The organism is Mesorhizobium sp. B1-1-1, assembly GCF_006442955.1.
Classification (GTDB): domain Bacteria; phylum Pseudomonadota; class Alphaproteobacteria; order Rhizobiales; family Rhizobiaceae; genus Mesorhizobium.
On sequence record NZ_VFWW01000006.1, the window covers coordinates 300,523 to 323,120 of the forward strand.

Consider the following 22,598-nt stretch of genomic DNA (forward strand, 5'->3'; position numbering starts at 1 on the left):
ATGCAACGCATTGTGGCGATTATGCAACAAGTGTGGCTTGGACGGAAATCTTTCGCGGACAGTCCCCCGGAAAAGCGCTTCGGCTCTATCCCGGCTCAGGCCTGGCGTGACGATTTGTAGACGTTGACGCCCAGTTCGCGAATCTTCTTGCGCAGCGTGTTGCGGTTGAGCCCCAGCAGTTCCGCGGCTTTGATCTGGTTGCCGCGCGTCGCGGTCATCGAGGCCAGCACCAGCGGATATTCGACCTCCGAGAGAATGCGCTGGTAGAGGCCGGCAGGCGGCAATTCGCCGGCAAACGAGGTGAAATAGCGCTGCAGGAAATGCTCGACCGCCTGGCCGATGGACAGGTCGTCGGGAATGAGGTTGCCGCCGCCCGGCACCACGGGACGCTCGCCGGTCTTGAGTTCCGCCTCGATGATCTCGGAGGAAATCTCGTCCTGTGAATAGAGCGCAGCGAGCCTGCGGACCAGGTTTTCCAGTTCGCGCACATTGCCCGGCCAGGGATAGCGCTTCATCAATTCGATGCCGCCCGACGAGATACGCTTGGTCTGGAGACCCTCCATCTCGCCGAGCTTGAAGAAGTGCCGGACGAGGTCCGGCACGTCCTCGGAGCGCTCGCGCAGTGCCGGCAGCCTGAGGGGCACGACATTGAGGCGATAGAAAAGATCCTCGCGGAAGAGCCCCTGGTTGATCAGCGTGCGCAAATCCTTGTTGGTGGCGGCGACGATGCGCACGTCGGTCTTGATCGGCGTGCGGCCGCCGACCGTCGTGTATTCGCCTTGCTGGAGGACGCGCAGCAGGCGCGTCTGCGCTTCCATCGGCATGTCGCCGATCTCGTCAAGGAACAGCGTACCGCCTTCGGCCTGTTCGAAGCGGCCGGTTGAGCGGTTCTGCGCACCGGTGAAGGCGCCCTTCTCATGGCCGAACAGTTCCGATTCGATCAGGTCGCGCGGGATAGCCGCCATGTTGATGGCAACGAAAGGGCCGCCACGGCGGCGTCCATATTCGTGCAGCGCACGCGCCACCAGCTCCTTGCCGGTGCCCGATTCGCCCGAAATCATCACCGTCAGGTCGGTCTGCATCATGCGCGCCAGCATGCGATAGATGTCCTGCATGGCGGCCGAGCGGCCGACCAGCGGCATGGTCTCGGGCTGCTCTTCCGGCCGCGCGTCGATCTTGGGGCGCCGAGGCTCCGACAGCGCCCGGTTGACGATGTTGAGGAGCTCGGTGAGGTCGAACGGCTTCGGCAGATATTCGTAGGCGCCGGTCTCGGAGGCACGGATCGCCGTCATGAACGTATTCTGGGCGCTCATGACGATGACGGGCAGCTCCGGCCGTGCTTTCTTGATGCGCGGCAGCATGTCGAACGCGTTCTCGTCCGGCATCACCACGTCGGTGATGACGAGATCTCCCTCGCCCGCCGCCACCCAGCGCCACAGCGTCGAGGCATTGGAGGTCACGCGCACCTCATGGCCGACACGCGAAAGGGCCTGGTTGAGGACCGTACGGATCGCCGCATCGTCGTCGGCGACGAGAATATTGCCGCGAACGGTCATTTGCGGTCTCCTTCAGCGTCTTCATCGGCACCGAGCGCCGTTTCCTTCCAGGCCGGCATCAGGATGCGGAACATTGTCGCGCGCGGCGTCGATTCGCATTCGATGATGCCGCCATGCTCACCGACGATCTTGGCCACCAGCGCGAGGCCCAGTCCCGAGCCGTTCGGCTTGGTGGTGATGAAGGGATCGAACAGGATCGGCAGGATATCCTCCGAGACGCCGGAACCGTTGTCGCGCACGCAGAACTCGAGCGGCAGCGACACGCGATCCTGAGTGCCTGGAACCGAAACGCGAATGCCCGGCCGGAAGGCCGTCGACAGGACGATTTCACCTTGGGGATCGCCGCCGATCGCCTCGGCGGCGTTCTTGACCAGGTTGAGGAACACCTGGATGAGCTGGTCGCGGTTGGCAAAAACCGGAGGCAATGAAGGATCATAATCCTCCAATATCTTGATTTTTTTCGCAAAACCGTTCTTGGCGATCGCCTTCACATGGTCGAGTACGACATGGATGTTGACGGGGTAGCGGTCGATCGGCCGCTCGTCGGAAAACACCTCCATGCGGTCGACCAGTGACACGATGCGATCGGTCTCGTCGGTGATCAGCCGCGTCAGCGCGCGATCTTCGTCCGAAGCGGACAGTTCAAGCAGCTGGGCAGCGCCCCTGATGCCGGAGAGCGGGTTCTTGATTTCGTGAGCCAGCATCGCCGCCAGACCGGTCACCGAGCGCGCTGCGCCGCGATGCGTCATCTGCCGGTCGATCTTGTCGGCCATCGACCGTTCCTGGAACATCACCACGACGGAGCCTGGAAACTCCGGCACCGGGGCAACATAGAGATCGACCACCTTCTCGATGCCGAGACGCGGAGACGACACGTCGACCCGGTACTCGTTGACGGGGGCCCGGCGCTCGCGCACCTGGTCAACCAGTGTCAGCAACGGGCTGCCGAAGGGAATGAGCTTTGACAGCGTGTTGCGGGCGAGCATCGTCGCGCTGGAGCGGAAGAAGTCCTCCGCATCGGCGTTGGCGAAGGTGATGAACCCTTCCGAACTAATCATAATGACCGGACGGCGGATCGTGTTGAGCACGATCTGGGCAGCATCCGCCATTTCCGGGCCCTGGCTGACGGAGGCGTTCATGCGGCGCTCCGCAAGGGTGCTTGCTCGGCGGCCGAAAACACCTCGCGAAGCAAGGTAATCGTCCGCGCGGGGTCGAACGACGTGAGAATGGCCTTGCGCTTTTCGTCGGCAACGGCGCCGGCATGGCGGTCCAGATACCAACCGAGGTGCTTGCGCGCCTGGCGCAGGCCGCTCTCGACGCCGTAGAGCGCAAGCATGTCCTCGTAATGGGCAATGATGTAGTCGGTCAGTTCCGCAGCGCTTTCCGGTAGCCGGGCAAGCTCGCCCGCCGCCGCGGCCGCGATGGTTCCGGCGACCCAGGGCGCGCCGTAGTGGGCGCGGCCCACCATCACGGCATCGGCGCCGGATTGCTCCAGAACAGCGGCTGCTTGCGCAGGCGAAGACACATCGCCATTGGCCACAACCGGGATCGACACGGCAGCCTTGACGCTGGCTATTGCGCGCCAATCAGCCTTGCCTTGATAGAACTGGCAGCGCGTGCGGCCGTGCACCGTCACCATCGTGACGCCCGCCTGCTCGGCACGGCGCGCCAGGTCAGGCGCGTTGAGCGCAGTTTCGTCCCAGCCGAGCCGCATCTTCAGCGTCACCGGCACACCGACCGCGCCAACCACGGCGTCGACCAGCGACAGCGCATGATCGAGGTCCTGCATCAGTGCCGAGCCGGCATAGCCGCCGGTCACCTTCTTGGCGGGGCAACCCATATTGATGTCGATGATGTCGGCGCCCTCGCCGGCGGCGATGCGCGCGCCTTCGGCCATGTGTGCCGCCTCGCGGCCGGCAAGCTGCACCATATGGACGGGCAGGCCCGAATGACGTATGCGCAGGTCGCAGCCGGCCCTGCCTTTGGCGAGCTCGCCGCTTGCCACCATTTCGGACACGACCATGCCGGCGCCGTGCGCATGGGCGCGTCGCCGGAACGGCTCGTCGGTAATTCCCGACATCGGCGCGAGGAACACGCGATTGCGGATACTCACGCCGCCGACATCGAGAGGTGCGGCCAATTTGGTCAGGTCAAGCATGCACAAAAACCAAGCATGTTCATTTGCTGCACATTCTCTAGCCATATCGGCCGCAATGTGCAACGCGGAATGACGCCACATTACGGCGCAATTGGGAAATGCCGAGCTCGGCTGCAGTCCCGAGCAAAGCGCCGCGCCTTGCACGAACACGCAATGGACGTTTTAGGGCTTCCTGTTCGGCCTACAATCTCTCCGAAAACCGATTACACTTTTGGGGATCGTGCGCTAAGCCAATCGGCATGACTGACGGAAACGAAAACCGGGCTTTGGAGGCGAACGGCAAGGTCGCGGTGGTTATTGTTGCGGCCGGCCGCGGCGCGCGTGCCGGACAGGCCGATGGCCCGAAGCAATATCAGCAGATCGGCGGTCGCGCCGTCATCGCCCACGTCATCGATATTTTCCTGGCGCATCCGCGTATCGGCCCGCTCGTCGTGGCAATACACGCCGAGGATCACGAACTTTTTCGACATGCCGTCGGCGCACACTCCAATCGCGTCACGGCAATTGCGGGTGGCCCCACCAGGCAAGACTCGGTTCGACTCGGACTGCAGGCGTTGAGAAGCCACGCACCGGACAAGGTTCTCATCCACGACGCGGCGCGCCCCTTCGTCGACGCGGACCTGATCGACCGCACGATCGCAGCCATCGGCGAGCGCGAGGGCGCGCTCCCGGCGCTGCCCGTCGCCGATACGCTGAAACGCGAATCCGCCGCCGGGATGGTCGCCGAAACGGTTTCCCGGAGCGGGCTTCACGCGGCGCAAACGCCGCAGGGTTTCCCATTCCTGGCGATTATGGCCATGCATGAGGAAGCCTATAACAGCGGCAAAACCGACTTTACCGACGACGCCGCGATCGCCGAGTGGATGCAGATGCCGGTCAAACTCGTTCCCGGCTCACCGGACAACGTCAAACTCACCTGGGCACGGGACATCGCCATGGCGGACCAACGACTTTCCAGCGAGCGCATGCGCTTTCCCGATATTAGAACCGGCAATGGCTACGACGTCCACGCGTTCGAGCCCGGCGACCACGTCACGCTATGCGGCATCGCCATTCCGCATGACAAGAAACTGTCCGGCCATTCCGATGCCGATGTCGGGCTCCATGCCCTTACCGATGCGCTGCTGGCGACCTGCGGCGCCGGCGACATCGGCACGCATTTCCCACCCTCCGACCCGCAGTGGAAGGGTACTGCCTCCCGGATATTCGTAGAACATGCGGCAAAGCTGGTGCGCGCGCGCGGCGGCCGCATCGCCAATGCCGACATCACGCTGATCTGCGAGGCACCACGCGTCGGCCCACATCGCGAGGCGATGACGGCTGCCCTGTCGCAGATGCTGGCCATCTCTGCCGACCGCATCTCCATCAAGGCGACAACCAACGAGAAGCTCGGTTTCGTCGGCCGCGAGGAAGGCATTGCGGCGATCGCCACGGCGAGCGTGGTATTTCCCGGCGAGGTGCCGGAATGAGCAACAGCGAACTGGCAAATGCATTGCTGCAAGCCTGCCAGAAGCGCGGCATCATGCTTGCGACGGCGGAAAGCTGCACCGGCGGCATGATCATCGCCGCGCTGACCGATATCGCCGGCTCTTCCGCCGTGGTCGATCGCGGCTTCATCACCTATTCCAATGAAGCCAAGATGGACATGCTCGGGGTTTCCGCCGCCACGCTGGAGGCTCATGGCGCGGTTTCACGCGTGACAGCGATCGAAATGGCAACCGGCGCGCTGGCGCGCTCCCGTGCCGGGCTCAGCCTCGCCGTTACCGGCATTGCCGGACCGGGCGGCGGCTCGCCGGAAAAACCGGTCGGCCTGGTCTGGTTCGGGATTGGCCTAAGCGGCCGGCCGGTGACGGCCGAGCGCGTGCTGTTCGCCGATGAAGGCCGTGATTTCATTCGCCAGGAGACCGTCAGCCATGCACTCAAGCTGGGATTGCACGCGCTTGGGCATGCTCACGCCGGTTTTGCACCGTAGATGACATCAGCACGCTTTTCGAAGGCTTCGGAGAACATGCGGAAGGCACGGTCGAACATCGTGCCCATCAGGGCGCCCAGAATGCGGCTCTTGAACTCGTAGTCGATGAAGAAGCAGACCGCGCAGCCGCCGTCGGCAGGGTCGAATCGCCAGACATTGGTCAGATATTTGAACGGACCGTCGATGTATTTGACGTCGATCGCACGCTCGTCGGGCTTCAGCAGCACCTGCGTGGTGAAGGTCTCGCGAATCGCCTTGTAGCCGATGCTCATATCGGCGACGAGGATAGTGCGCCCGTCACGCTCCTTGCGCGAGCGCACCGTCAGTGCCTCGCAAAGCGGCAGGAATTGCGGATAAGCTTCGATGTCGGCGACCAGGGCGAACATCTGTTCCGGCGTGTGGGAAACGCGGCGGGTGGCTTCGAATTTCGGCATGAACCCGGCTCTAAAGCACGTCGCGTCGACACAGACTCATGCGACGCACCTTAGAGTCTTTGTTTTCGTGCATGCCGTTCTCCCAAAACCCGAAGTCACTTTGGGCGACATGCATCAGAGCGATTTCTCGAGCTGCGCTTGGCGCGCGGCGCGCAGCTTGGCGAAATCGTCGCCGGCGTGGTGCGAGGAGCGGGTCAGCGGGCTCGACGCCACCAGCAGGAAGCCCTTGGTCTTCCCGATCGTCTCGAAGGACTTGAACTCCTCCGGGGTGACGAAGCGGATCACCGGGTGGTGCTTTTTCGATGGCTGCAGATACTGGCCTATGGTCATGAAGTCGACATTGGCCGAACGCAGATCGTCCATAAGCTGCAGGATTTCGTTCCGCTCCTCGCCCAGTCCAACCATGATGCCGGACTTGGTAAAGATCGAAGGGTCGAGCTCCTTGACCCGCTGCAAAAGCCTGATCGAATGGAAATAGCGGGCGCCTGGCCGGACCGTCAGGTAGTTCGACGGCACGGTTTCCAAATTGTGATTGAACACGTCCGGCTTGGCGGCCACGACGATCTCCAGGGCGCCGTCCTTGCGTAGGAAATCAGGCGTCAGGATCTCGATCGTGGTCGAGGGCGTCGCTGCGCGGATCGCACGGATGACGTCGGCGAAATGCTGCGCGCCGCCATCGGCGAGATCGTCGCGATCGACAGAGGTGATGACGACGTGGCTGAGGCCCATCTGCTTGACCGCGTGGGCGACCCGTGCCGGCTCCTCCGGGTCGAGCGCGGTCGGGATGCCGGTGGCGACGTTGCAGAAGGCGCAGGCACGTGTGCAGATCTCGCCCATGATCATGAAGGTGGCGTGCTTCTTGTCCCAGCACTCGCCGATGTTCGGGCAGCCGGCCTCCTCGCAGACCGTCACCAGCTTGTGCGATTTCACGATCTCGCGGGTTTCGGCATAGCCTTTCGACACAGGCGCCTTGACGCGGATCCAGTCAGGCTTGCGCAGCACGTCCTGGTCGGGCTTGTGCGCCTTCTCCGGATGCCGCAGCCGCGGCGCATTGGCGATCGTGTCGAGGACGGTGACCATCGGAACCCTGGTTTTCTTTGCGATCGCCGCCGGCGATCGTCACTTACACGTCATCTAGGACTTTTCAGCACAAAGAAAAAGGCTGCGGCGGTACATGCCGCCACAACCGTTTTCGCATGGCGGAAACGATACCGACTACCGGCGCACCAGACGCCCGGCCCAGATCAGCAGGCAGGCGCCGATGAAACCGGTGATCAGGTAGGCGGTCCAGCCGACGCCAAATACGCCGATGTTCAAGGCTCGCAGGATCGCGTTCAGCACCACTGCGCCGGCAATACCTAAGATGATGTTCATCAAGACGCCGGTATTGCTCTTCATGACCATTTCGGCAAACCAGCCCGCCAAGCCGCCGATGATGATGGCTGCGATCCAGCCCACGCCATTCACGTCCATATGCCCTCTCCTTGCTTGAGAAAAAACGCATCCGGAAACGAACTAACTTGCCGTCGAGCTCCTGCGGCTTTCGCGTCTGAGTCTCGTGCGGCCAATCTATCATGCGTTCAACGCACGGCCATAGGCGTCGAGCACGCTTTCCTTCATCATCTCCGACAGCGTCGGGTGCGGGAAGATCGTGTGCATCAGTTCTTCCTCGGTCGTCTCGAGGTTCATCGCAACGACAAAACCCTGGATCAGTTCGGTCACTTCGGCGCCCACCATGTGGGCGCCAAGCAGTTGGCCGGTGTTCTTGTCGAAGATGGTCTTGATGAAGCCCTGGTCCTCGCCGAGCGCGATGGCCTTGCCATTGGCGGCGAACTGGAAGCGGCCGACCCTGACATCCTTGCCCTCGGCCTTGGCTTTCGCTTCTGTCAGGCCGACCGAGGCGACCTGCGGATTGCAATAGGTGCAGCCAGGGATCTTCAGCTTATCGGTGGCGTGCACGCCGGGGAAATTGGCGATCTTCTCGACGCAGACGACGCCTTCATGCTCGGCCTTGTGGGCGAGCATCGGCGGGCCGGCGACATCGCCGATGGCGTAGATGCCGGACACATTGGTCTTACCGTAGCCGTCGACGACGACGCAGCCGCGCTCCGTCTTTACGCCAAGGGTCTCCAGGCCGAGGCCCTCGATGTTGCCTTGCACGCCGACGGCCGAGATCATGCGATCGGCCGTGATCTTCTCCACCTTGCCGTCCTTCATCTCGACATGCGCGGTGATCGAGTTGGCGCCTTTTTCGACCTTGGTTACCTTGGCTTCGAGGATAATCTTCATACCCTGTTTCTCGAACTGCTTCTGGGCGAATTTCGACACCTCGGCGTCCTCTACAGGCATTACCGCCGGCAGCAGTTCGACGACCGTCACGTCGGCGCCCATGGTGCGGTAGAACGAGGCGAATTCGATGCCGATGGCGCCCGAACCCATCACCAGCAGCGACTTCGGCATTTCCTTGGGCACCATGGCCTCGAAATAGGTCCAGATCAGCTTGCCGTCCGGCTCGATGCCCGGCAGCGCCCGCGGCCGGGCGCCGGTCGCTAGTATGATGTGCTTGGCGGTGTAGGTGCCCTCGCCCTTGACGCCTTTCGGCACAGGCGGCTGTGGCTCCATCGGCTTCTTGGCCGTCTTGGCGACGACGATCTCGCCCGGTTTTGTCAGCTTGGCCTCGCCCCAGATGACGTCGACCTTGTTCTTCTTCATCAGGAAGGCGACGCCGCCATTGAGCCGCAGCGAAACCTTGCGCGAGCGGTCGACGACGGCCGACGTATCGACGCCGACCTTGCCGTCGAGCTTCAGTCCATAGTCCTTCAGATGATCCGAATAATGCATGATCTCGGCCGAACGCAGCAACGCCTTGGTCGGAATGCAGCCCCAGTTCAGGCAAATGCCGCCGAGATGCTCGCGCTCGACGATCGCCGTCTTGAAACCGAGCTGCGCGGAACGCACTGCCGTGACATAGCCGCCGGGACCGGAGCCGATGATGATGACGTCGTAGTTCTCAGCCACGGTTTTCTCCTTCAATCACAATTCCAGCATGACGCGCACGAGCGGCGTCAACGCCTCGCCGATGTTTCGCGTATTTTCGGCATCGAGATGGACGCCGTCGAGCGGCGTGGTCTTGGCCACAGTGCCGGCATCGAAGAAGCCGCAGCCAGCCTCATCGGCAAGCGCGGAATATTGCGGCGCAAGCTCTTTGGAGGCATCGTCACCGCCGGCAAACATCGCCTTGAACTCGGCATCTTCGGTGCGACTGACGAGAGGCGGCGAGACAATGAGGATCTGCGGCGGCGGCCAGTCGAACGGATAGTCGTGGCCGCGCACGATGTCGATCAGGCGCTGGATGCCTTGTTTGGCCGCAACGGGATTGCCGTGGATCCAGGGCTTCATGTCGTTGGCGCCGAGCATGATGACGATGACGTCGATCGGCGCATGCGTGGTCAGCACCGTCGGCAGCGTTCTTGCGCCATTGCGGTCGGCACCTGCCAGGTGATCGTCGAACGCCGTTGTGCGGCCATTCAGCCCCTCGGCAATGACATGCACGCCGTCACCTAGTCCGGTCTGCAGCACGCTTGGCCAGCGATCCTCGAGCGCATGACGGCCACCCTCGGCATTGTAGCCCCAGGTCAGCGAGTCGCCGTAGCAAAGAACCGTCTTCATCTTGCTCAACCCGCCCTTGCGAGGGAGTATTCTTCCTCGGCGTTGGTGGCGACGGCGAATTCCTGCGCCTCCAAGCCGCCGGCGAAGAGGCCGGTGAAGAATTTCCGCACCGCCTTGTTCTTCCTACACCAGCATGCCCATCGGGTTCTCGATCAGCTTCTTGAAGGCGACCAGCAGTTCGGCGCCAAGTGCTCCGTCCACGGCGCGATGGTCGGTCGACAGTGTCACCGACATTACGGTGGCGATTTTGATCTCGCCGTTCTTGACCACCGCCCGCTCCTCGCCGGCACCCACTGCCAGGATCGTCGCATGCGGCGGGTTGATGACGGCGGCGAAATCCTTGATGCCGAACATGCCAAGGTTCGACACCGCCGTGGTGCCGCCTTGATATTCCTCCGGCTTCAGCTTGCGGCTGCGCGCGCGGCTGGCCAGGTCCTTCATCTCGTTGGAGATCACCGACAGCGTCTTTTCGTCCGCCTTGCGAATGATCGGCGTGATCAGGCCGCCGGGGATCGACACCGCGACGCCGACATCGGCATGCCTGTGCTTGACCATGGCGCTTTCGGTCCACGAGGCATTGGCATCCGGCACCGCCTTCAGGGCCATAGCCATCGCCTTGATCACCATGTCGTTGACCGACAGCTTGTAGGCGGGCGCCTCGCCCTTGTCGGTCTTCTTTACCGGTGCGGCCGCATTGAGCTGCGTGCGCAGCGAAAGCAGCGCATCGAGCTCGCAGTCGAGCGTCAGGTAGAAATGCGGGATGGTGGTCTTGGCCTCGACCAGCCGGCGCGCGATGGTTTTGCGCATATTGTCGTGCGGCACCAGCTCGTAGGAACCTTCCTCGAACAGGCGCAGCACCTGATCGTCCGACATCGCCTTTACCGGCGCGGGAGCAGCGGCCGGCGCGCCAGCCGGAGCCTTGGCAGCGGGTGCTGCCTTGGCGCCGCCGCCGGCGATGGCGGCCTCGACATCGGCCTTCACCACCCGGCCATGCGGGCCGGTGCCGGTCACGGCAGACACATCGACGTCCGCCTCTTTGGCAATACGGCGCGCGAGCGGCGAAGCAAAGGTGCGCCCTTCACCCTCCCCCTTGTGGGGAGGGTCGGCCGGCCTTCCGGCCGGAGTGGGGGTCGCGGCGGCGGGTTCACCCGCGGCGCGACGTCCCCCATCAGACGGAGAGGTGGGAGTCTCGGTCTTCGATGTCTCAGCCTTGGGAGGCTCCGCTTTCGCCGGTGCGGCATCGCCACCGCTTTTAGCGGCGGCACTTGCGTCCTCGCCCTCGGCGGCAAGCACGGCGATCAGCGCATTGACCTTGACGCCTTCGGTGCCGGCGGGAACGACCAGTTTCGCCACCGTGCCCTCATCGACGGCTTCGACTTCCATCGTCGCCTTGTCGGTCTCGATCTCGGCAATGACATCGCCGGGCGAAACCTTGTCGCCCTCCTTCACGAGCCACTTCGACAGATTGCCCTCTTCCATGGTGGGCGAGAGGGCCGGCATGGTGATGTTGATTGGCATTGTGTCCTCCCGCCCGGTTCAGCGATATGAGACGGCTTTGACGGCCTCGATGACCTCGCCGACATTCGGCAAAGCCAGCTTTTCGAGATTGGCCGCATAGGGCATCGGCACGTCCTTGCCGGCAATGGTGATGACCGGCGCGTCGAGGAAATCGAAGGCTCGCTGCGACACCTGGTTGGCGATATGATCGCCGACCGAGTTCTGCGGGAAGCCTTCTTCCACCACGACCAGCCGGTTGGTCTTCTTCACCGAGGCGATGATGGTGTCGAAGTCGAGCGGACGGATGGTCCTGAGATCGATGACCTCTGCGTCGATGCCCATGCCGCGCAGTTCCGCTTCGGCCTTGACCGCATAGGTCATGCCAATGCCAAAGGAGACGATGGTGACGTCCTTGCCTGACTTATGGATGCGCGCCTTGCCGATCGGCAACACGAAGTCGTCCAGCTTCGGCACGTCGAAGGACTGGCCGTAGAGGATTTCGTTTTCGAGGAAGATGACCGGGTTCGGATCGCGGATCGCCGCCTTGAGCAGTCCCTTGGCGTCGGCGGCGGTATAAGGCATCACCACCTTCAGGCCTGGTATGTGGCTGTACCAGGCGGCGTAGCACTGAGAATGCTGGGCGGCGACGCGAGCCGCCGCGCCGTTCGGCCCGCGGAAGACGATCGGCGCGCCCATCTGTCCGCCGGACATGTAGAGCGTCTTGGCGGCCGAGTTGACGATCTGGTCGATCGCCTGCATGGCGAAGTTGAAGGTCATGAATTCGACGATCGGCTTCAGCCCAGCCATCGCCGCACCGACCCCGACGCCGGCAAAGCCGTGCTCGGTGATCGGCGTGTCGACGACGCGACGCGGTCCGAACTCCTGCAGCAGGCCTTGGGTGATCTTGTAGGCGCCCTGGTACTCGGCAACTTCCTCGCCCATGACGAAGACGTCGCCGTCGCGGCGCATTTCCTCCGCCATCGCATCGCGCAGCGCTTCGCGCACCGTGGTCGAGACCATCTCGGTCCCGGCGGGTATGTCAGCATCGGCGGCGACTTCCGTCTTCGGCGCGGCCGCCACAGGCGCCGCTGCCTCGCTCTTGGCCGCGGCGGGTGCCGGTGTCGGCGCCTTTGCCTCAGTCTTGGCGGGCTCTTCACCAATGCCTTCGCCGGCCTTGTCGACGTCTTCGCCATCGACAGCCAGCACGGCGATCACCGCGTTGACCTTGACGCCTTCGGTGCCTGCGGGAACCACGATCTTGGCAAGCGTGCCCTCATCGACAGCTTCGACTTCCATCGTCGCCTTGTCGGTTTCGATCTCGGCGATGACGTCGCCAGCGACGACCTTGTCGCCCTCGTTCTTCAACCACTTGGAAAGATTGCCCTCTTCCATGGTCGGCGAAAGGGCGGGCATGAGAATTTCGATCGGCATGTCCTTGCCCTCCCGTTACAATACGATGTCGGTCCAGAGCTCGGACGGATCCGGCTCGGCGTCGTGCTGGGCAAACTCGGCGGCATCGGCGACGACGTCGCGAACCTCCTTGTCGATGGTCTTCAATTCGTCCTCGCTTGCCCACTTCTTCTGGATCAGCCGCGCTTTGACCTGCTCGATCGGGTCATGCTCGGAGCGCATCTTCTGCACTTCTTCCTTGGAGCGGTATTTCGCCGGGTCAGACATCGAATGGCCCCGATAGCGGTAGGTCTGCATTTCGAGGATCAGCGGCCCATTGCCGGCACGGCACCATTCGGTGGCGAGATCGCCGGCGGCCTTGACAGCACGCACGTCCATGCCGTCGACCTGGATGCCGGGAATCTTGAACGAGGCGCCGCGATTCGAGAAGTCGGTCTCCGCGGAGGAGCGCGATACCGAGGTGCCCATGGCATAGCGGTTGTTCTCGATGATGTAGATCACCGGCAGCTTCCACAGCGAAGCCATGTTGAAGCTTTCGTAGACCTGGCCCTGGTTGGCGGCCCCGTCGCCGAAATAGGTCAGCGTGACATTGTCGTTGCCGCGATAGCGGTTGGCAAAGGCCAGGCCCGTGCCGAGCGACACCTGCGCGCCGACGATGCCGTGACCGCCGTAGAAATGCTTCTCCTTGGAGAACATGTGCATGGAGCCGCCCTTGCCCTTCGACAGGCCGCCTCGGCGGCCGGTCAGTTCGGCCATGACGCCACGCGGCGAGAGTTCCATCGCCAACATATGACCGTGGTCGCGGTAGGCCGTGATCATCTGGTCACCGTCGATCAGCGCCATCTTCATACCGGTGACGACCGCTTCCTGGCCGATGTAGAGATGGCAGAAGCCGCCGATGAAGCCCATCCCGTAAAGCTGGCCGGCCTTTTCCTCGAAGCGGCGAATAAGCAGCATGTGCCGGTAGGCGGCAAGCTCCTCGTCCCTGGTGAATTCCACTGGTTTGGGCGCGGAAAGGCCCGATTTGCCGTCGGATTTCGATTTGGCAGGCGCTTTCCTGGCTGCGGTTGCCATGCATCACTCCCTGTTGGCGTCTCTTCGCGGACATTTCGAGCAAGATGAAATCTGCTCGAGCAAGATGAAATCTGCTCAGGGGAGATCAGCTCTCCCCACTGATTTTGGGGAGGCTAACACGTGAGAACGTGTTCCGCCATGTCGAAATTGCATAGCTGGCATGCGACTAAGCAATTAGAATCATTGAAAATATTGGTGATTAACCTGATATTGGTTACTTTGCCGAGACCGGCAACATGATGGTGATTTCGTCGGCCTGGGACAAATTCAGCGCCTTACGCGCCTGCTCGTCGAGCATGTCCTTCTCCAGCGTGCCGTCGTGCATCAGCTTGACGCGCCGTTCCAGCTCCATCCTGCGCGCCTTGATCGCATCGAGCTGGGCCTGCAGGGCAACAGTCTCGGCCTCCAGCTGGTATTTCGAATTGATGCCGAACTCGCCGTGATAGGCATGAAAGCCGAAATAGGCCAGGAACACCGCGCAGAGCGAGGGGATAATCAGCCGGCCGGTGTTTCTCTGTTTGTGCTGACGCGTCCACATCGTCCGTTCCCTCGCAGTCGCGAACTCGGGCGACCACGGTCTTTTTCGCTCCATTGTGCTTAACGGACGGTTACGGATGACGCGTCCACAGGCGCTCCAACGAAAAAGGGCGGGAATTCCCGCCCCTCACCGCCATCCCTGTGTCCGATGCTCCGGCTCAGCCCTTCAACATCGACTTGCCGGCGTAGCGCGCCTGCTTGCCGAGTTCTTCCTCGATGCGGATGAGCTGGTTGTATTTGGCCATGCGGTCGGAACGCGACAGCGATCCGGTCTTGATCTGCCCGCAATTGGTGGCGACGGCGAGGTCGGCGATGGTCGAATCCTCGGTCTCGCCCGAGCGATGCGACATGACGGCGGTGTAGCCGGCCTTGTGCGCGGTCTCGACGGCATCGAGCGTCTCGGTCAGCGATCCGATCTGGTTGACCTTGACCAGGATCGAATTGGCGACCCCCATGCGGATGCCATCGCGCAGGCGCGCCGTATTGGTGACGAAGAGATCATCGCCGACGAGCTGCGTCTTCTTGCCGATCAGGTCGGTCAGATATTTCCAGCCTTCCCAGTCATCCTCGGCAAGGCCGTCCTCGATCGAAATGATCGGATAATCCGCGGCGAGTTTGGCCAGGTATTTCGCCTGCGCCTTCGGATCGCGTGTCTTCTTCTCGCCTTCATAGACGTAGTTGCCGTCCTTGAAGAATTCCGTCGCGGCGCAATCGAGGCCGAGCGCAATCTCCTCGCCCGGCTTGAAGCCGGCCTGCTCGATCGACTCCATGATGAAATCGAGCGCCACCGGCGCGCTCTTCAGGTTCGGGGCAAAGCCGCCTTCATCGCCGACATTGGTGTTGTGGCCGGCGTCCTTCAGCTTCTTCCTCAGCGTGTGGAACACCTCCGAACCCCAGCGCACGCCTTCGCGCAGCGTCGGCGCACCGACCGGCAGGATCATGAATTCCTGGAAATCGATTGGGTTGTCGGCATGGGCGCCGCCATTGATGATGTTCATCATGGGTACCGGCAGCAGATGCGCCTTGGTGCCGCCGACGTAACGATAGAGCGGCAGGCCGGCGGCATCGGCCGCGGCCTTGGCCACCGCCAGCGACACGCCAAGAATGGCGTTGGCGCCGAGCCGGCTCTTGTTGGGCGTGCCGTCGAGCTCGATCATGGTCTGGTCGATGTGGATCTGGTTTTCGGCTTCCATGCCGCCGATTGCCTCGAACAGTTCGCCGTTGACCGCCTCGACGGCCCGCAGCACGCCCTTGCCGAGATAGCGGGCGCCGCCGTCGCGCAGTTCGACGGCTTCATGCGCGCCGGTCGAAGCTCCAGACGGCACGGCCGCGCGGCCCATCGAACCGTCTTCGAGCACGACATCGACCTCGACGGTCGGATTTCCACGGCTGTCCAGGATTTCACGCCCGACAATGTCGATGATGGCGGTCATTGCGATGTCCCCGATTGATCTGACGAAACGTCGCGCCCGTCTTAGCCAAAGCGGCGCAAAAGGCAATCGGGCCACCGCCAATTATTGCCGCCGGCGCGATTCACGAAGCGCAAATTCCTGTCATCATAAGTCATGCGCCATAGGATGGCCGCCGGTCTATGATGGCGGCTGCGCGGGGCGAAACAGGAGGAGTTTCGCCATGTCCGAGTTAAGCGGTATCGTGAGTTTGTTCCTGATCGCGGCGGCGTTCCTGACGTCCTGCGACAACCAGCAGCCTCCACAGGGCGCGGTGCAACTGTCGACCCTCCGCAGCGCGGAGTAAGCACGGCAGGCGATCATGTAAAAGGCCCCCGCTGGTTTGCGGGGGCCTTTTCACGTCAGGCTGGCCGGTCAGTGCCAGTAAGGCTCGACCTTGTAGTAATTGTAGGAGGCGTCGCGTGCGGCCTCGCCATCGGCGCCCGTCAGCTCGTTGATCGAATAGGCGGGGGCGGCTTTCAGCTGGTCCTTCGAGAATGGCACGACATAGCCGCCCCTATCCTCATCGTAATCCAAACTCGCCCACGGGATGGCGTGATATTTTTCACCCATGCCGAGAAAGCCGCCAAAACCGATCACAGCGAACATGATGCCGTTGGACAGCTTGTCGAGCATGACGTCCTCGATGCTGCCGATCTTCGTGCCTTCGGTGTTATAGACGGATGTGCCGATGACCCGCGAAGCAGCGATAGCCTCTGTGTGTCCTGCCTGGGTTGTCATGATGTGCTCCTCATTGTCGTTGCTCTGGACTTTCACAATGAGGGGCGAGATCGAAGGTTCCCGACTTTTCCGCCGGTCTGTTCGACTTTTTCCACCTGTATAAAGGTGACTTCTTACTGACGTGGCAGGCCGATGCATTGGCCTCCTTGGCGACAACCTTCAGTTGCGCCGGGGTCAGCGGGCCTTCGCCACCCGGTCGAACGCCATCAACCTCTCCAGAAGTGCCGGCATGTCCTTCAGCGGCACCATGTTCGGTCCGTCGGACGAGGTCGAATTATCCGGATCCTGGTGGGTCTCGATGAAGACGCCGGCAACGCCGACGGCGACAGCCGCGCGGGCCAAGGTCTCGACAAAGCGGCGTTCGCCGCCGGACGAACCGCCCTGCCCGCCCGGCTGCTGGACCGAATGGGTGGCGTCGAAAATCACAGGCGCGCCGATGTCGGCCATAATGGGCAGGGCCCGCATGTCGGAGACGAGCGTGTTGTAGCCGAACGAGGCGCCGCGCTCGGTGGTCAAGACATTGGCGTTGCCGGAGCCGGTGATCTTGGCCACCACGTTCTTCATGTCCCAGGGCGCGAGGAACTGTCCCTTCTTGACGTTGATCACCTTGCCCGTCCTTGCGGCGGCAACCAGCATGTCGGTCTGGCGCGACAGGAAGGCCGGGATCTGCAGCACGTCGACATGCGGCGCAACGATGGCGCACTGTTCCTCGGTGTGGACGTCGGTCAGTACCGGCAAGGAGAATTCCTTGCGCAACTCGTCGAAGACCGGGAGCGCCGCCTCCATGCCGGCACCGCGCGTTGCCGACAGGGAGGTGCGGTTGGCTTTGTCGTAGCTGGTCTTGTAGACGAGGCCGATGCCCAACCTGCCTGTCAATTCCTTCAGCGCGCCGGCCATGTCGAAGGCATGCTGGCGTGATTCGAACTGGCAAGGGCCGGCGATCAGCGACAGCGGCGCTGCGTTGTCGAAGACGACATTGCCGACGGTTACCGATGAATTGGGCGCCAAGGCGTTGCTCATTGTATCTCCCGAAAGATGAAGGCCGCGCCCTGCCCGGATGTCGGCTGCACGACGATATCACTGCCCGACATATCGTATCTGATGGAATTGGCTGCAAGCAGACCTGCCGCGACGGCGGCACGCCGAACCGAAAAGACGACTGCCGCGAAGCGGAGTTGCGTCGGCTTACCGGCGGGCACGCCAAAGCGTGCCGTGAAAGAGGCCGGGTCGAGTACAGTCAAGATAGCGTTAGGTAGACGAAAAATGGAGGCGCGCGCGTCAGCCGTCGGATCGTTTACTGCCACGGAAATCAGCCGGCGCTGCTCGGCGGGCTCGTCGCTGATCGCCACGATCTCGACAATTCCCGTGGCACCGTTGGCATGAGCCTGCAGCGCTGTGCGGTCCACTTCCGGCGCGTTGACGCGCTGGCAGGCGAACAGGAACGCATCGGTTGAACCCCCGGTCGACGCGAAGGCCAGTTTGAATGACGCCATGTCGCTTTTGCCGGCAGCGTCGGTGAACGCCCGCGAAAAGCCCAGCATGTCCCCGCCCGACAGGCTCGCATCGACAAAGCGTGCATGGTCCGCATCGGCGTCGTCCGTGGTCAGGACCACGGCGGAAAAACCTTCATTGCCATTGCGGTCACGATAGAGCCGGTCGCGCGCGACGAAGACATTGCCCTGGCCGGCGGCCTTCATCGCGGCCTGATCATCGCCGACAGCCAGCGGTTCCAGATAGGTGCCGTCCGCGAGGAAGACGCAGCAATTTTCCGTGCCGAATGGATGGATGCCTGTCGGCGCGACGATGAAGCCGAGGGCCGTCAGCCGCGCCCGCGCCACATCCAGGCTCGAGGTCGGCAGCACGAGGTGATCGAGCGGATGAGTGCCTGTGGGTGGTGTTTGGATCATGCCAGCGCGGTGTGCATCATTGCGCAAAAGGGTTCAAGGGCGCCCGAATCAGCTTCCGGCCACCACATCGGCGGAATAACGCAGTTCGCGCAATGGCTTGACCCTGCTGGTGGTCTGCGCATAGAGCGGATGCGCCTTGTAGGCGGCCAATGCGGCGGCATCGGTAAACTCGGCGTAGACGACCACGTCGATCTCATCCGACAGCGGATCGACCTTGGTGTTCAGCGTCACCTCGAACAGGCTGGAATGGGGAATGCCGCCGAGCGCCAGCAGCCCAGAGCGCACTGCCTCCACATCCTCGCCACGCCGCGCGCTGAAGAAAACGATATGCCGGATCAACCCCGCCTCCTCGATCAAAAATCCGGGGTCTTTTGTGACGACGAAACCGTCAGGTCAACCGTTCAGGGTGCCGCGCGTCCTTGCGACGCGCCCGGGATGCATGAGACCTGAACGGGACTAGACCTTGCCGGTGACGTAACGCACCACGTGAGAGACATTCCTCACCGTCATATCGAGGTACCGGCCCTGGTTGTAGAGACCGTCCCAGATCAGGAAAAACGCAACGGCGGCGATGACGATGACATAACGCATGGCTAATCTATCGCATAAGCCCGGCTGTGCTCATAGACGTTTCCGCCAGGCAAAGACGGGATCCGTGTCGACCCTCGTCCGGTATGTGAACTCTCGGCACCTGGAACTGCCAAATCTATGCCGGCGCGCCTTCGATCTCGTCGCCGGCGACTGGCCGGACATGATCCAGAAATGGCCCGCGTCCCAATTGCGAATGGCGGTCAGAGAAGGATGCGGTATTTCGCAAATCCTGCCTCGCCGGCGCCCGCCGGCTCGATCTTCAATGACTTCACTTCGGCGATGAGGTCCTTCGCCTGGGGCCCTGTCTCGAACACGACGCTGGTTCCGGGCAGCGGCGCGAACGACCAGTTGCCGTCCGCCGACGGGTTGATGGTGCCCTGCTTGACGATGTAGCGGACGATGACGTCGCGGTTGGTGTCTGGCGCTTCGTAGATAATTTTGGAAGCGTCGATGTCAGGAAAATTGCCGCCGCCGCCGGCCCGGTAGTTGTTCGTTGCAACGACAAATTTCTGATTGGGATCAATCGGTTTGCCGTCGAACATCAGGCCGACGATGCGATTGGCACTAGCATTCGCCAGCCCGCCCTTGGCATCGTATTTCGGCGGCTGCGACAGATCTATTCTGTAGGTGACGCCGTCGATAACATCGAAATTGTAGGACGGAAAGTCGGTGTTGATGAGCGCCTGGTCGGCCTTGCCAGGTTCGATCCGGTTGAAGATGCCGGCCGACATTTCCAGCCATTCCTTGACCTGCGCTCCGGTGATCTCAACGGCCCGCACGGTGTTGGGATAAAGGTAGAGGTCGGCGACGTTCTTGATGGCGATGTCGCCTGCCGGCACATCGGTGTAGTAGTCGGCGCCGTTGCGCCCGCCGGCCTTGAAGGGGGCTGCCGCCGACAGCAGCGGCACGTCCTTCCATTGTGTGTTTTTCAGGATGTCCTGAAGGTACCAGGTCTGCGCCTGGCTGACGACCTGAACCGACGGATCGTCGGCGACCAGCGCGAAATAGGAATAGAGCGGCGCTGCGGTCTTGCCGACGGGACGACGCACATAGGCGAGCGTTGCCTGGTGGTCCTGCTCGAGCGCGGCGATGATGCGGTTGTCGTCCGCGACAGTCGGCTTGTTCTTGTTGTCGACACGTTCGAAGATCGGCCGCGCTTCCGAGGTGGCGGACACGATCTTCCATTTCGAGCCGTCGCGCTCCAGCATCAGGTCGATCAGGCCCATATGCGAGCCCCAGAAGCCGCCCATGACGGCCGGCTTGCCCTGCAGCGTACCCTTTTGCGCATCGACGCCTTCGAGCGCCTGAAAATCCTTCTTGCCAGGGAACACCAGATGCTGGTGACCCGTGAACACCGCGTCGATGCCTTCGACGCCGGCGACAAAGAACGATGCGTTCTCCATCATATCGCCCTGCTTGACGTCGATGCCAGAATGCGAGAGCGCAATGATAATGTCGGCGCCCTCTTCCTTCATCTGCGGCACCCAGGCCTTGGCGGCCTCGACAATGTCGCGCGTTCTGACATTACCTTCGAGGTTCTTGAGATCCCAGACCATGATCTGCGGCGGCACGAAGCCGATGATGCCAATCCTGATCGGTTGCTCGGTGCCTGAACCGTCGCTGATCTTCTTGTCGAGGATGACGTAGGGCTTGAGGTAGAGCTTGTCGTCGCGCGGGTTCGCGGCAAGCTCGGTGCCGCGGATCAGGTTGGCGCAGACGAAGGGGAAATTGGCGCCGGCCAGAACCTTGTCCATGAAGGACAGGCCGTAGTTGAATTCGTGGTTGCCCAACGTCGAGCACTCGTAGCCGAGCAGGTTCATGCCTTTCATGATCGGATGCAGGTCACCGTCCTTCATGCCCTTCTCATAGGCGATGTAGTCGCCCATCGGATTGCCCTGCAGCAGGTCGCCATTGTCGATCAGCATCGAATTAACGGCTTGCTTGCGCACCGCGTCGATCAGGGAGGCCGTGCGCGACAGTCCCATCGTGTCATTCGCTTTGTCGGCGTAATAGTCATAGGGCAGCACATTCACATGGATGTCGGTGGTCTCCATGATCCGGAGATGCGCCTGGTTGGCCTGGGCGCGGGCGGAGAAAGGGTGAAGCGCAATTAGCGCGCCCGTGGCGGCGGCGCCCGCGAGGAGACCGCGGCGGGAGACGGAATGGAGCGGCTGCGACATGTTTTCTCCTTTTCGACGACACGAAAGACCCTGCCCGAAGCGAACTTCGCGCTGAAACCTATTCGAGTCCATTCAAGAAGTTGCGCGCGTCGGAGCTGTCAGTCGATCAGCAACAGATGACGCGCGGATGAACGGGCGCAAGTGCGGAAGATCAGCCCTTGTCGTCGTCGCCCTGCGTGATCAGGCGGGCGCTGCGTTGGCCCGTGACGTAGATCCATAGCCAGCTCAGCGACACCGCGAGCCGGTTGCGGAAGCCGATCAGGAAATAGATGTGCGCCAGTCCCCACAGCCACCAGGCCGGCCAGCCGGTCAGCCTGATCCAGCCGAAATCGATCGCCGCGGCGCGCTTGCCGATCGTGGCCAGGTCACCGGCATGCTTGTAGTGGAACGGCCGTACGCTCGTGTCGCCGGCAAGCCTGGCCTTGATGGTCGCGGCAACATGGCGGCCCTCCTGCTTGGCGGAAGGCGCCACGCCGGGAACTGGCCGTCCATCGGGCCGCAGCACGAGAGCGGCGTCGCCGATGACGAAAATCTCGGGGCTGCCCGGGACGGTGAGATCGGGTTCAACCAGCACCCTTCCCGCCCGATCGGCCGCGGCGCCCAGCCATTCGGCTGCCGGCGAAGCGGCAACGCCCGCCGCCCACAATATGGTCCTCGCCGGCAGATGCGTGTCGCCGAAGACGACGCCCTCGGCGTCGCAGCGCGTGACCGCCCGGCCGAGTTCGATCGTCACGCCGAGCCGCTTCAGCGCCTTTCCGGCATAATCGGACAGTTTCGGCGCAAAATTGGCCAGTATGCGGTCGCCAGCCTCGATCAGCACCACACGCGTCTCGCGCGTGTCGATGTTGCGGAATTCGCCGCGCAGTGTGTCGTGCGCCAGTTCGGCAATGGTGCCGGCAAGTTCGACACCGGTCGGACCACCGCCGACGATCGCAATCGTCAGGAGCGCCTGGCGCCTGGCAGGATCGGTTTCCCGCTCGGCCTGCTCGAAGGCGAGCAGAATGCGCCGTCGAATGGTGGTGGCGTCCTCCAGCGTCTTCAGCCCTGGCGCGAACGGCTCCCATTCGTCGTGGCCGAAATAGGCGTGTCGGGCGCCGGTGGCGAGCACCAGCGTGTCGTAGGCGACGGTGCTGCCGTCATCGAGCAGCACGCGTTTTCCGGCTCGGTCGATGCCGGTGACATTGGCGAGCAGCGTCGTCACGTCCTTGCGCTTGCGCAGCAGGTGGCGGATCGGCCAGGCGACCTCCGAGGTCGCCAGCGCTGTCGTTGCGACCTGGTAGAGCAGCGGCTGGAAAAGATGGTGATTGCGTTTGTCGATCATGGTGATGCGCACGGGCGCACCGGCGAGAGCGCGGGTGAATTCGAGGCCGCCGAACCCCGCCCCTACGACGACGACATGGTGATTGGCTTGATCCATCGCATTC

Annotated in this window: 23 protein-coding genes; 3 read left to right on the top strand and 20 right to left on the bottom strand. The window is 62.6% G+C overall.

The window, feature by feature from the left end:
* Positions 1-95: 95 nt before the first annotated feature.
* The 3 genes from ntrC to dusB are packed head-to-tail and all read right to left on the bottom strand — an operon-like array spanning position 96 to position 3,714.
* A complete protein-coding gene (gene ntrC, locus FJ986_RS14610) occupies positions 96-1,556 on the bottom strand; it encodes a nitrogen regulation protein NR(I) (RefSeq protein WP_140498568.1) in 1,461 nt (486 codons plus the stop codon).
* On the bottom strand, positions 1,553-2,695 hold the full coding sequence (locus FJ986_RS14615; RefSeq protein WP_140564575.1) for a nitrogen regulation protein NR(II): 1,143 nt from the start codon (positions 2,693-2,695) through the stop codon (positions 1,553-1,555). The genes ntrC and FJ986_RS14615 overlap by 4 nt, the downstream gene beginning before the upstream one ends.
* Positions 2,692-3,714 (bottom strand): tRNA dihydrouridine synthase DusB, encoded by a 1,023-nt coding sequence (gene dusB / locus FJ986_RS14620; protein WP_140674735.1) that lies wholly within the window; start codon positions 3,712-3,714, stop codon positions 2,692-2,694. Before dusB ends, FJ986_RS14615 begins: the two co-directional genes overlap by 4 nt.
* Positions 3,715-3,953: 239 nt before the next feature.
* Between dusB and FJ986_RS14625 the strand changes: the two genes are divergently transcribed.
* Positions 3,954-5,183, top strand: a complete 1,230-nt coding sequence (locus FJ986_RS14625; RefSeq protein WP_140561169.1) for a bifunctional 2-C-methyl-D-erythritol 4-phosphate cytidylyltransferase/2-C-methyl-D-erythritol 2,4-cyclodiphosphate synthase — start codon at positions 3,954-3,956, stop codon at positions 5,181-5,183.
* Entirely contained in the window at positions 5,180-5,686 is a 507-nt protein-coding gene (locus FJ986_RS14630; RefSeq protein ID WP_140674738.1) for a CinA family protein, read from the top strand. The genes FJ986_RS14625 and FJ986_RS14630 overlap by 4 nt, the downstream gene beginning before the upstream one ends.
* Here the strand turns inward: FJ986_RS14630 and FJ986_RS14635 are convergent.
* From FJ986_RS14635 to eno, 10 genes are all read right to left on the bottom strand, one after another.
* Positions 5,665-6,120: a type II toxin-antitoxin system RatA family toxin gene (locus FJ986_RS14635; RefSeq protein WP_140498563.1), complete on the bottom strand. Its 456-nt coding sequence runs from the start codon at positions 6,118-6,120 to the stop codon at positions 5,665-5,667. The two genes, FJ986_RS14630 and FJ986_RS14635, sit on opposite strands and share 22 nt — an antisense overlap.
* Before the next feature lie 114 nt (positions 6,121-6,234).
* On the bottom strand, positions 6,235-7,200 hold the full coding sequence (lipA, locus tag FJ986_RS14640; protein ID WP_140674741.1) for a lipoyl synthase: 966 nt from the start codon (positions 7,198-7,200) through the stop codon (positions 6,235-6,237).
* A gap of 135 nt (positions 7,201-7,335) precedes the next feature.
* Entirely contained in the window at positions 7,336-7,593 is a 258-nt protein-coding gene (locus FJ986_RS14645) for a GlsB/YeaQ/YmgE family stress response membrane protein (protein WP_140498561.1), read from the bottom strand.
* Positions 7,594-7,692: 99 nt separating this feature from the next.
* Positions 7,693-9,138, bottom strand: coding sequence for a dihydrolipoyl dehydrogenase (gene lpdA, locus FJ986_RS14650; protein ID WP_140674744.1), 1,446 nt, complete (start codon positions 9,136-9,138; stop codon positions 7,693-7,695).
* Between the two features lie 15 nt (positions 9,139-9,153).
* Positions 9,154-9,789 (bottom strand): SGNH/GDSL hydrolase family protein, encoded by a 636-nt coding sequence (locus tag FJ986_RS14655; RefSeq protein WP_140515426.1) that lies wholly within the window; start codon positions 9,787-9,789, stop codon positions 9,154-9,156.
* 123 nt (positions 9,790-9,912) lie between these two features.
* Entirely contained in the window at positions 9,913-11,307 is a 1,395-nt protein-coding gene (locus tag FJ986_RS14660; RefSeq protein WP_140674747.1) for a pyruvate dehydrogenase complex dihydrolipoamide acetyltransferase, read from the bottom strand.
* An 18-nt stretch (positions 11,308-11,325) separates the two neighbouring features.
* A complete protein-coding gene (locus tag FJ986_RS14665) occupies positions 11,326-12,717 on the bottom strand; it encodes a pyruvate dehydrogenase complex E1 component subunit beta (RefSeq protein ID WP_140674750.1) in 1,392 nt (463 codons plus the stop codon).
* A 15-nt stretch (positions 12,718-12,732) separates the two neighbouring features.
* The gene (pdhA, locus tag FJ986_RS14670; RefSeq protein ID WP_140674753.1) at positions 12,733-13,770 is read right to left on the bottom strand and encodes a pyruvate dehydrogenase (acetyl-transferring) E1 component subunit alpha; all 1,038 of its coding nucleotides are present in this window, start codon (positions 13,768-13,770) and stop codon (positions 12,733-12,735) included.
* 214 nt (positions 13,771-13,984) lie between these two features.
* Positions 13,985-14,308 (bottom strand): septum formation initiator family protein, encoded by a 324-nt coding sequence (locus FJ986_RS14675; protein WP_140501344.1) that lies wholly within the window; start codon positions 14,306-14,308, stop codon positions 13,985-13,987.
* 157 nt (positions 14,309-14,465) lie between these two features.
* A complete protein-coding gene (gene eno, locus FJ986_RS14680; RefSeq protein ID WP_140674756.1) occupies positions 14,466-15,740 on the bottom strand; it encodes a phosphopyruvate hydratase in 1,275 nt (424 codons plus the stop codon).
* 199 nt (positions 15,741-15,939) lie between these two features.
* Here eno and FJ986_RS31075 point away from each other — a divergent pair, with 199 nt between their 5' ends.
* Entirely contained in the window at positions 15,940-16,062 is a 123-nt protein-coding gene (locus tag FJ986_RS31075) for a hypothetical protein (protein WP_263483006.1), read from the top strand.
* Between the two features lie 68 nt (positions 16,063-16,130).
* Here the strand turns inward: FJ986_RS31075 and FJ986_RS14685 are convergent, their stop codons facing one another.
* From FJ986_RS14685 to FJ986_RS14710, 7 genes are all read right to left on the bottom strand, one after another.
* Positions 16,131-16,496, bottom strand: coding sequence for a PRC-barrel domain-containing protein (locus FJ986_RS14685; RefSeq protein WP_140501340.1), 366 nt, complete (start codon positions 16,494-16,496; stop codon positions 16,131-16,133).
* A gap of 174 nt (positions 16,497-16,670) precedes the next feature.
* Positions 16,671-17,516 (bottom strand): 3-deoxy-8-phosphooctulonate synthase, encoded by an 846-nt coding sequence (gene kdsA / locus FJ986_RS14690; protein ID WP_140557261.1) that lies wholly within the window; start codon positions 17,514-17,516, stop codon positions 16,671-16,673.
* Complete coding sequence (locus FJ986_RS14695) at positions 17,513-18,403, bottom strand: VOC family protein (RefSeq protein WP_140557263.1); 891 nt, start codon at positions 18,401-18,403, stop codon at positions 17,513-17,515. The genes kdsA and FJ986_RS14695 overlap by 4 nt, the downstream gene beginning before the upstream one ends.
* Positions 18,404-18,451: 48 nt before the next feature.
* On the bottom strand, positions 18,452-18,742 hold the full coding sequence (locus FJ986_RS14700; protein WP_140501335.1) for a Dabb family protein: 291 nt from the start codon (positions 18,740-18,742) through the stop codon (positions 18,452-18,454).
* A gap of 117 nt (positions 18,743-18,859) precedes the next feature.
* The gene (locus FJ986_RS31080) at positions 18,860-18,994 is read right to left on the bottom strand and encodes a hypothetical protein (RefSeq protein WP_263483007.1); all 135 of its coding nucleotides are present in this window, start codon (positions 18,992-18,994) and stop codon (positions 18,860-18,862) included.
* 200 nt (positions 18,995-19,194) lie between these two features.
* A complete protein-coding gene (locus FJ986_RS14705) occupies positions 19,195-21,174 on the bottom strand; it encodes a bifunctional 2',3'-cyclic-nucleotide 2'-phosphodiesterase/3'-nucleotidase (protein ID WP_140564583.1) in 1,980 nt (659 codons plus the stop codon).
* Between the two features lie 151 nt (positions 21,175-21,325).
* Positions 21,326-22,591 carry an NAD(P)/FAD-dependent oxidoreductase gene (locus FJ986_RS14710; protein ID WP_140525508.1) on the bottom strand — a complete coding sequence of 422 codons (1,266 nt, stop codon included), beginning with the start codon at positions 22,589-22,591 and terminating at the stop codon, positions 21,326-21,328.
* Between the last annotated feature and the right edge of the window lie 7 nt (positions 22,592-22,598).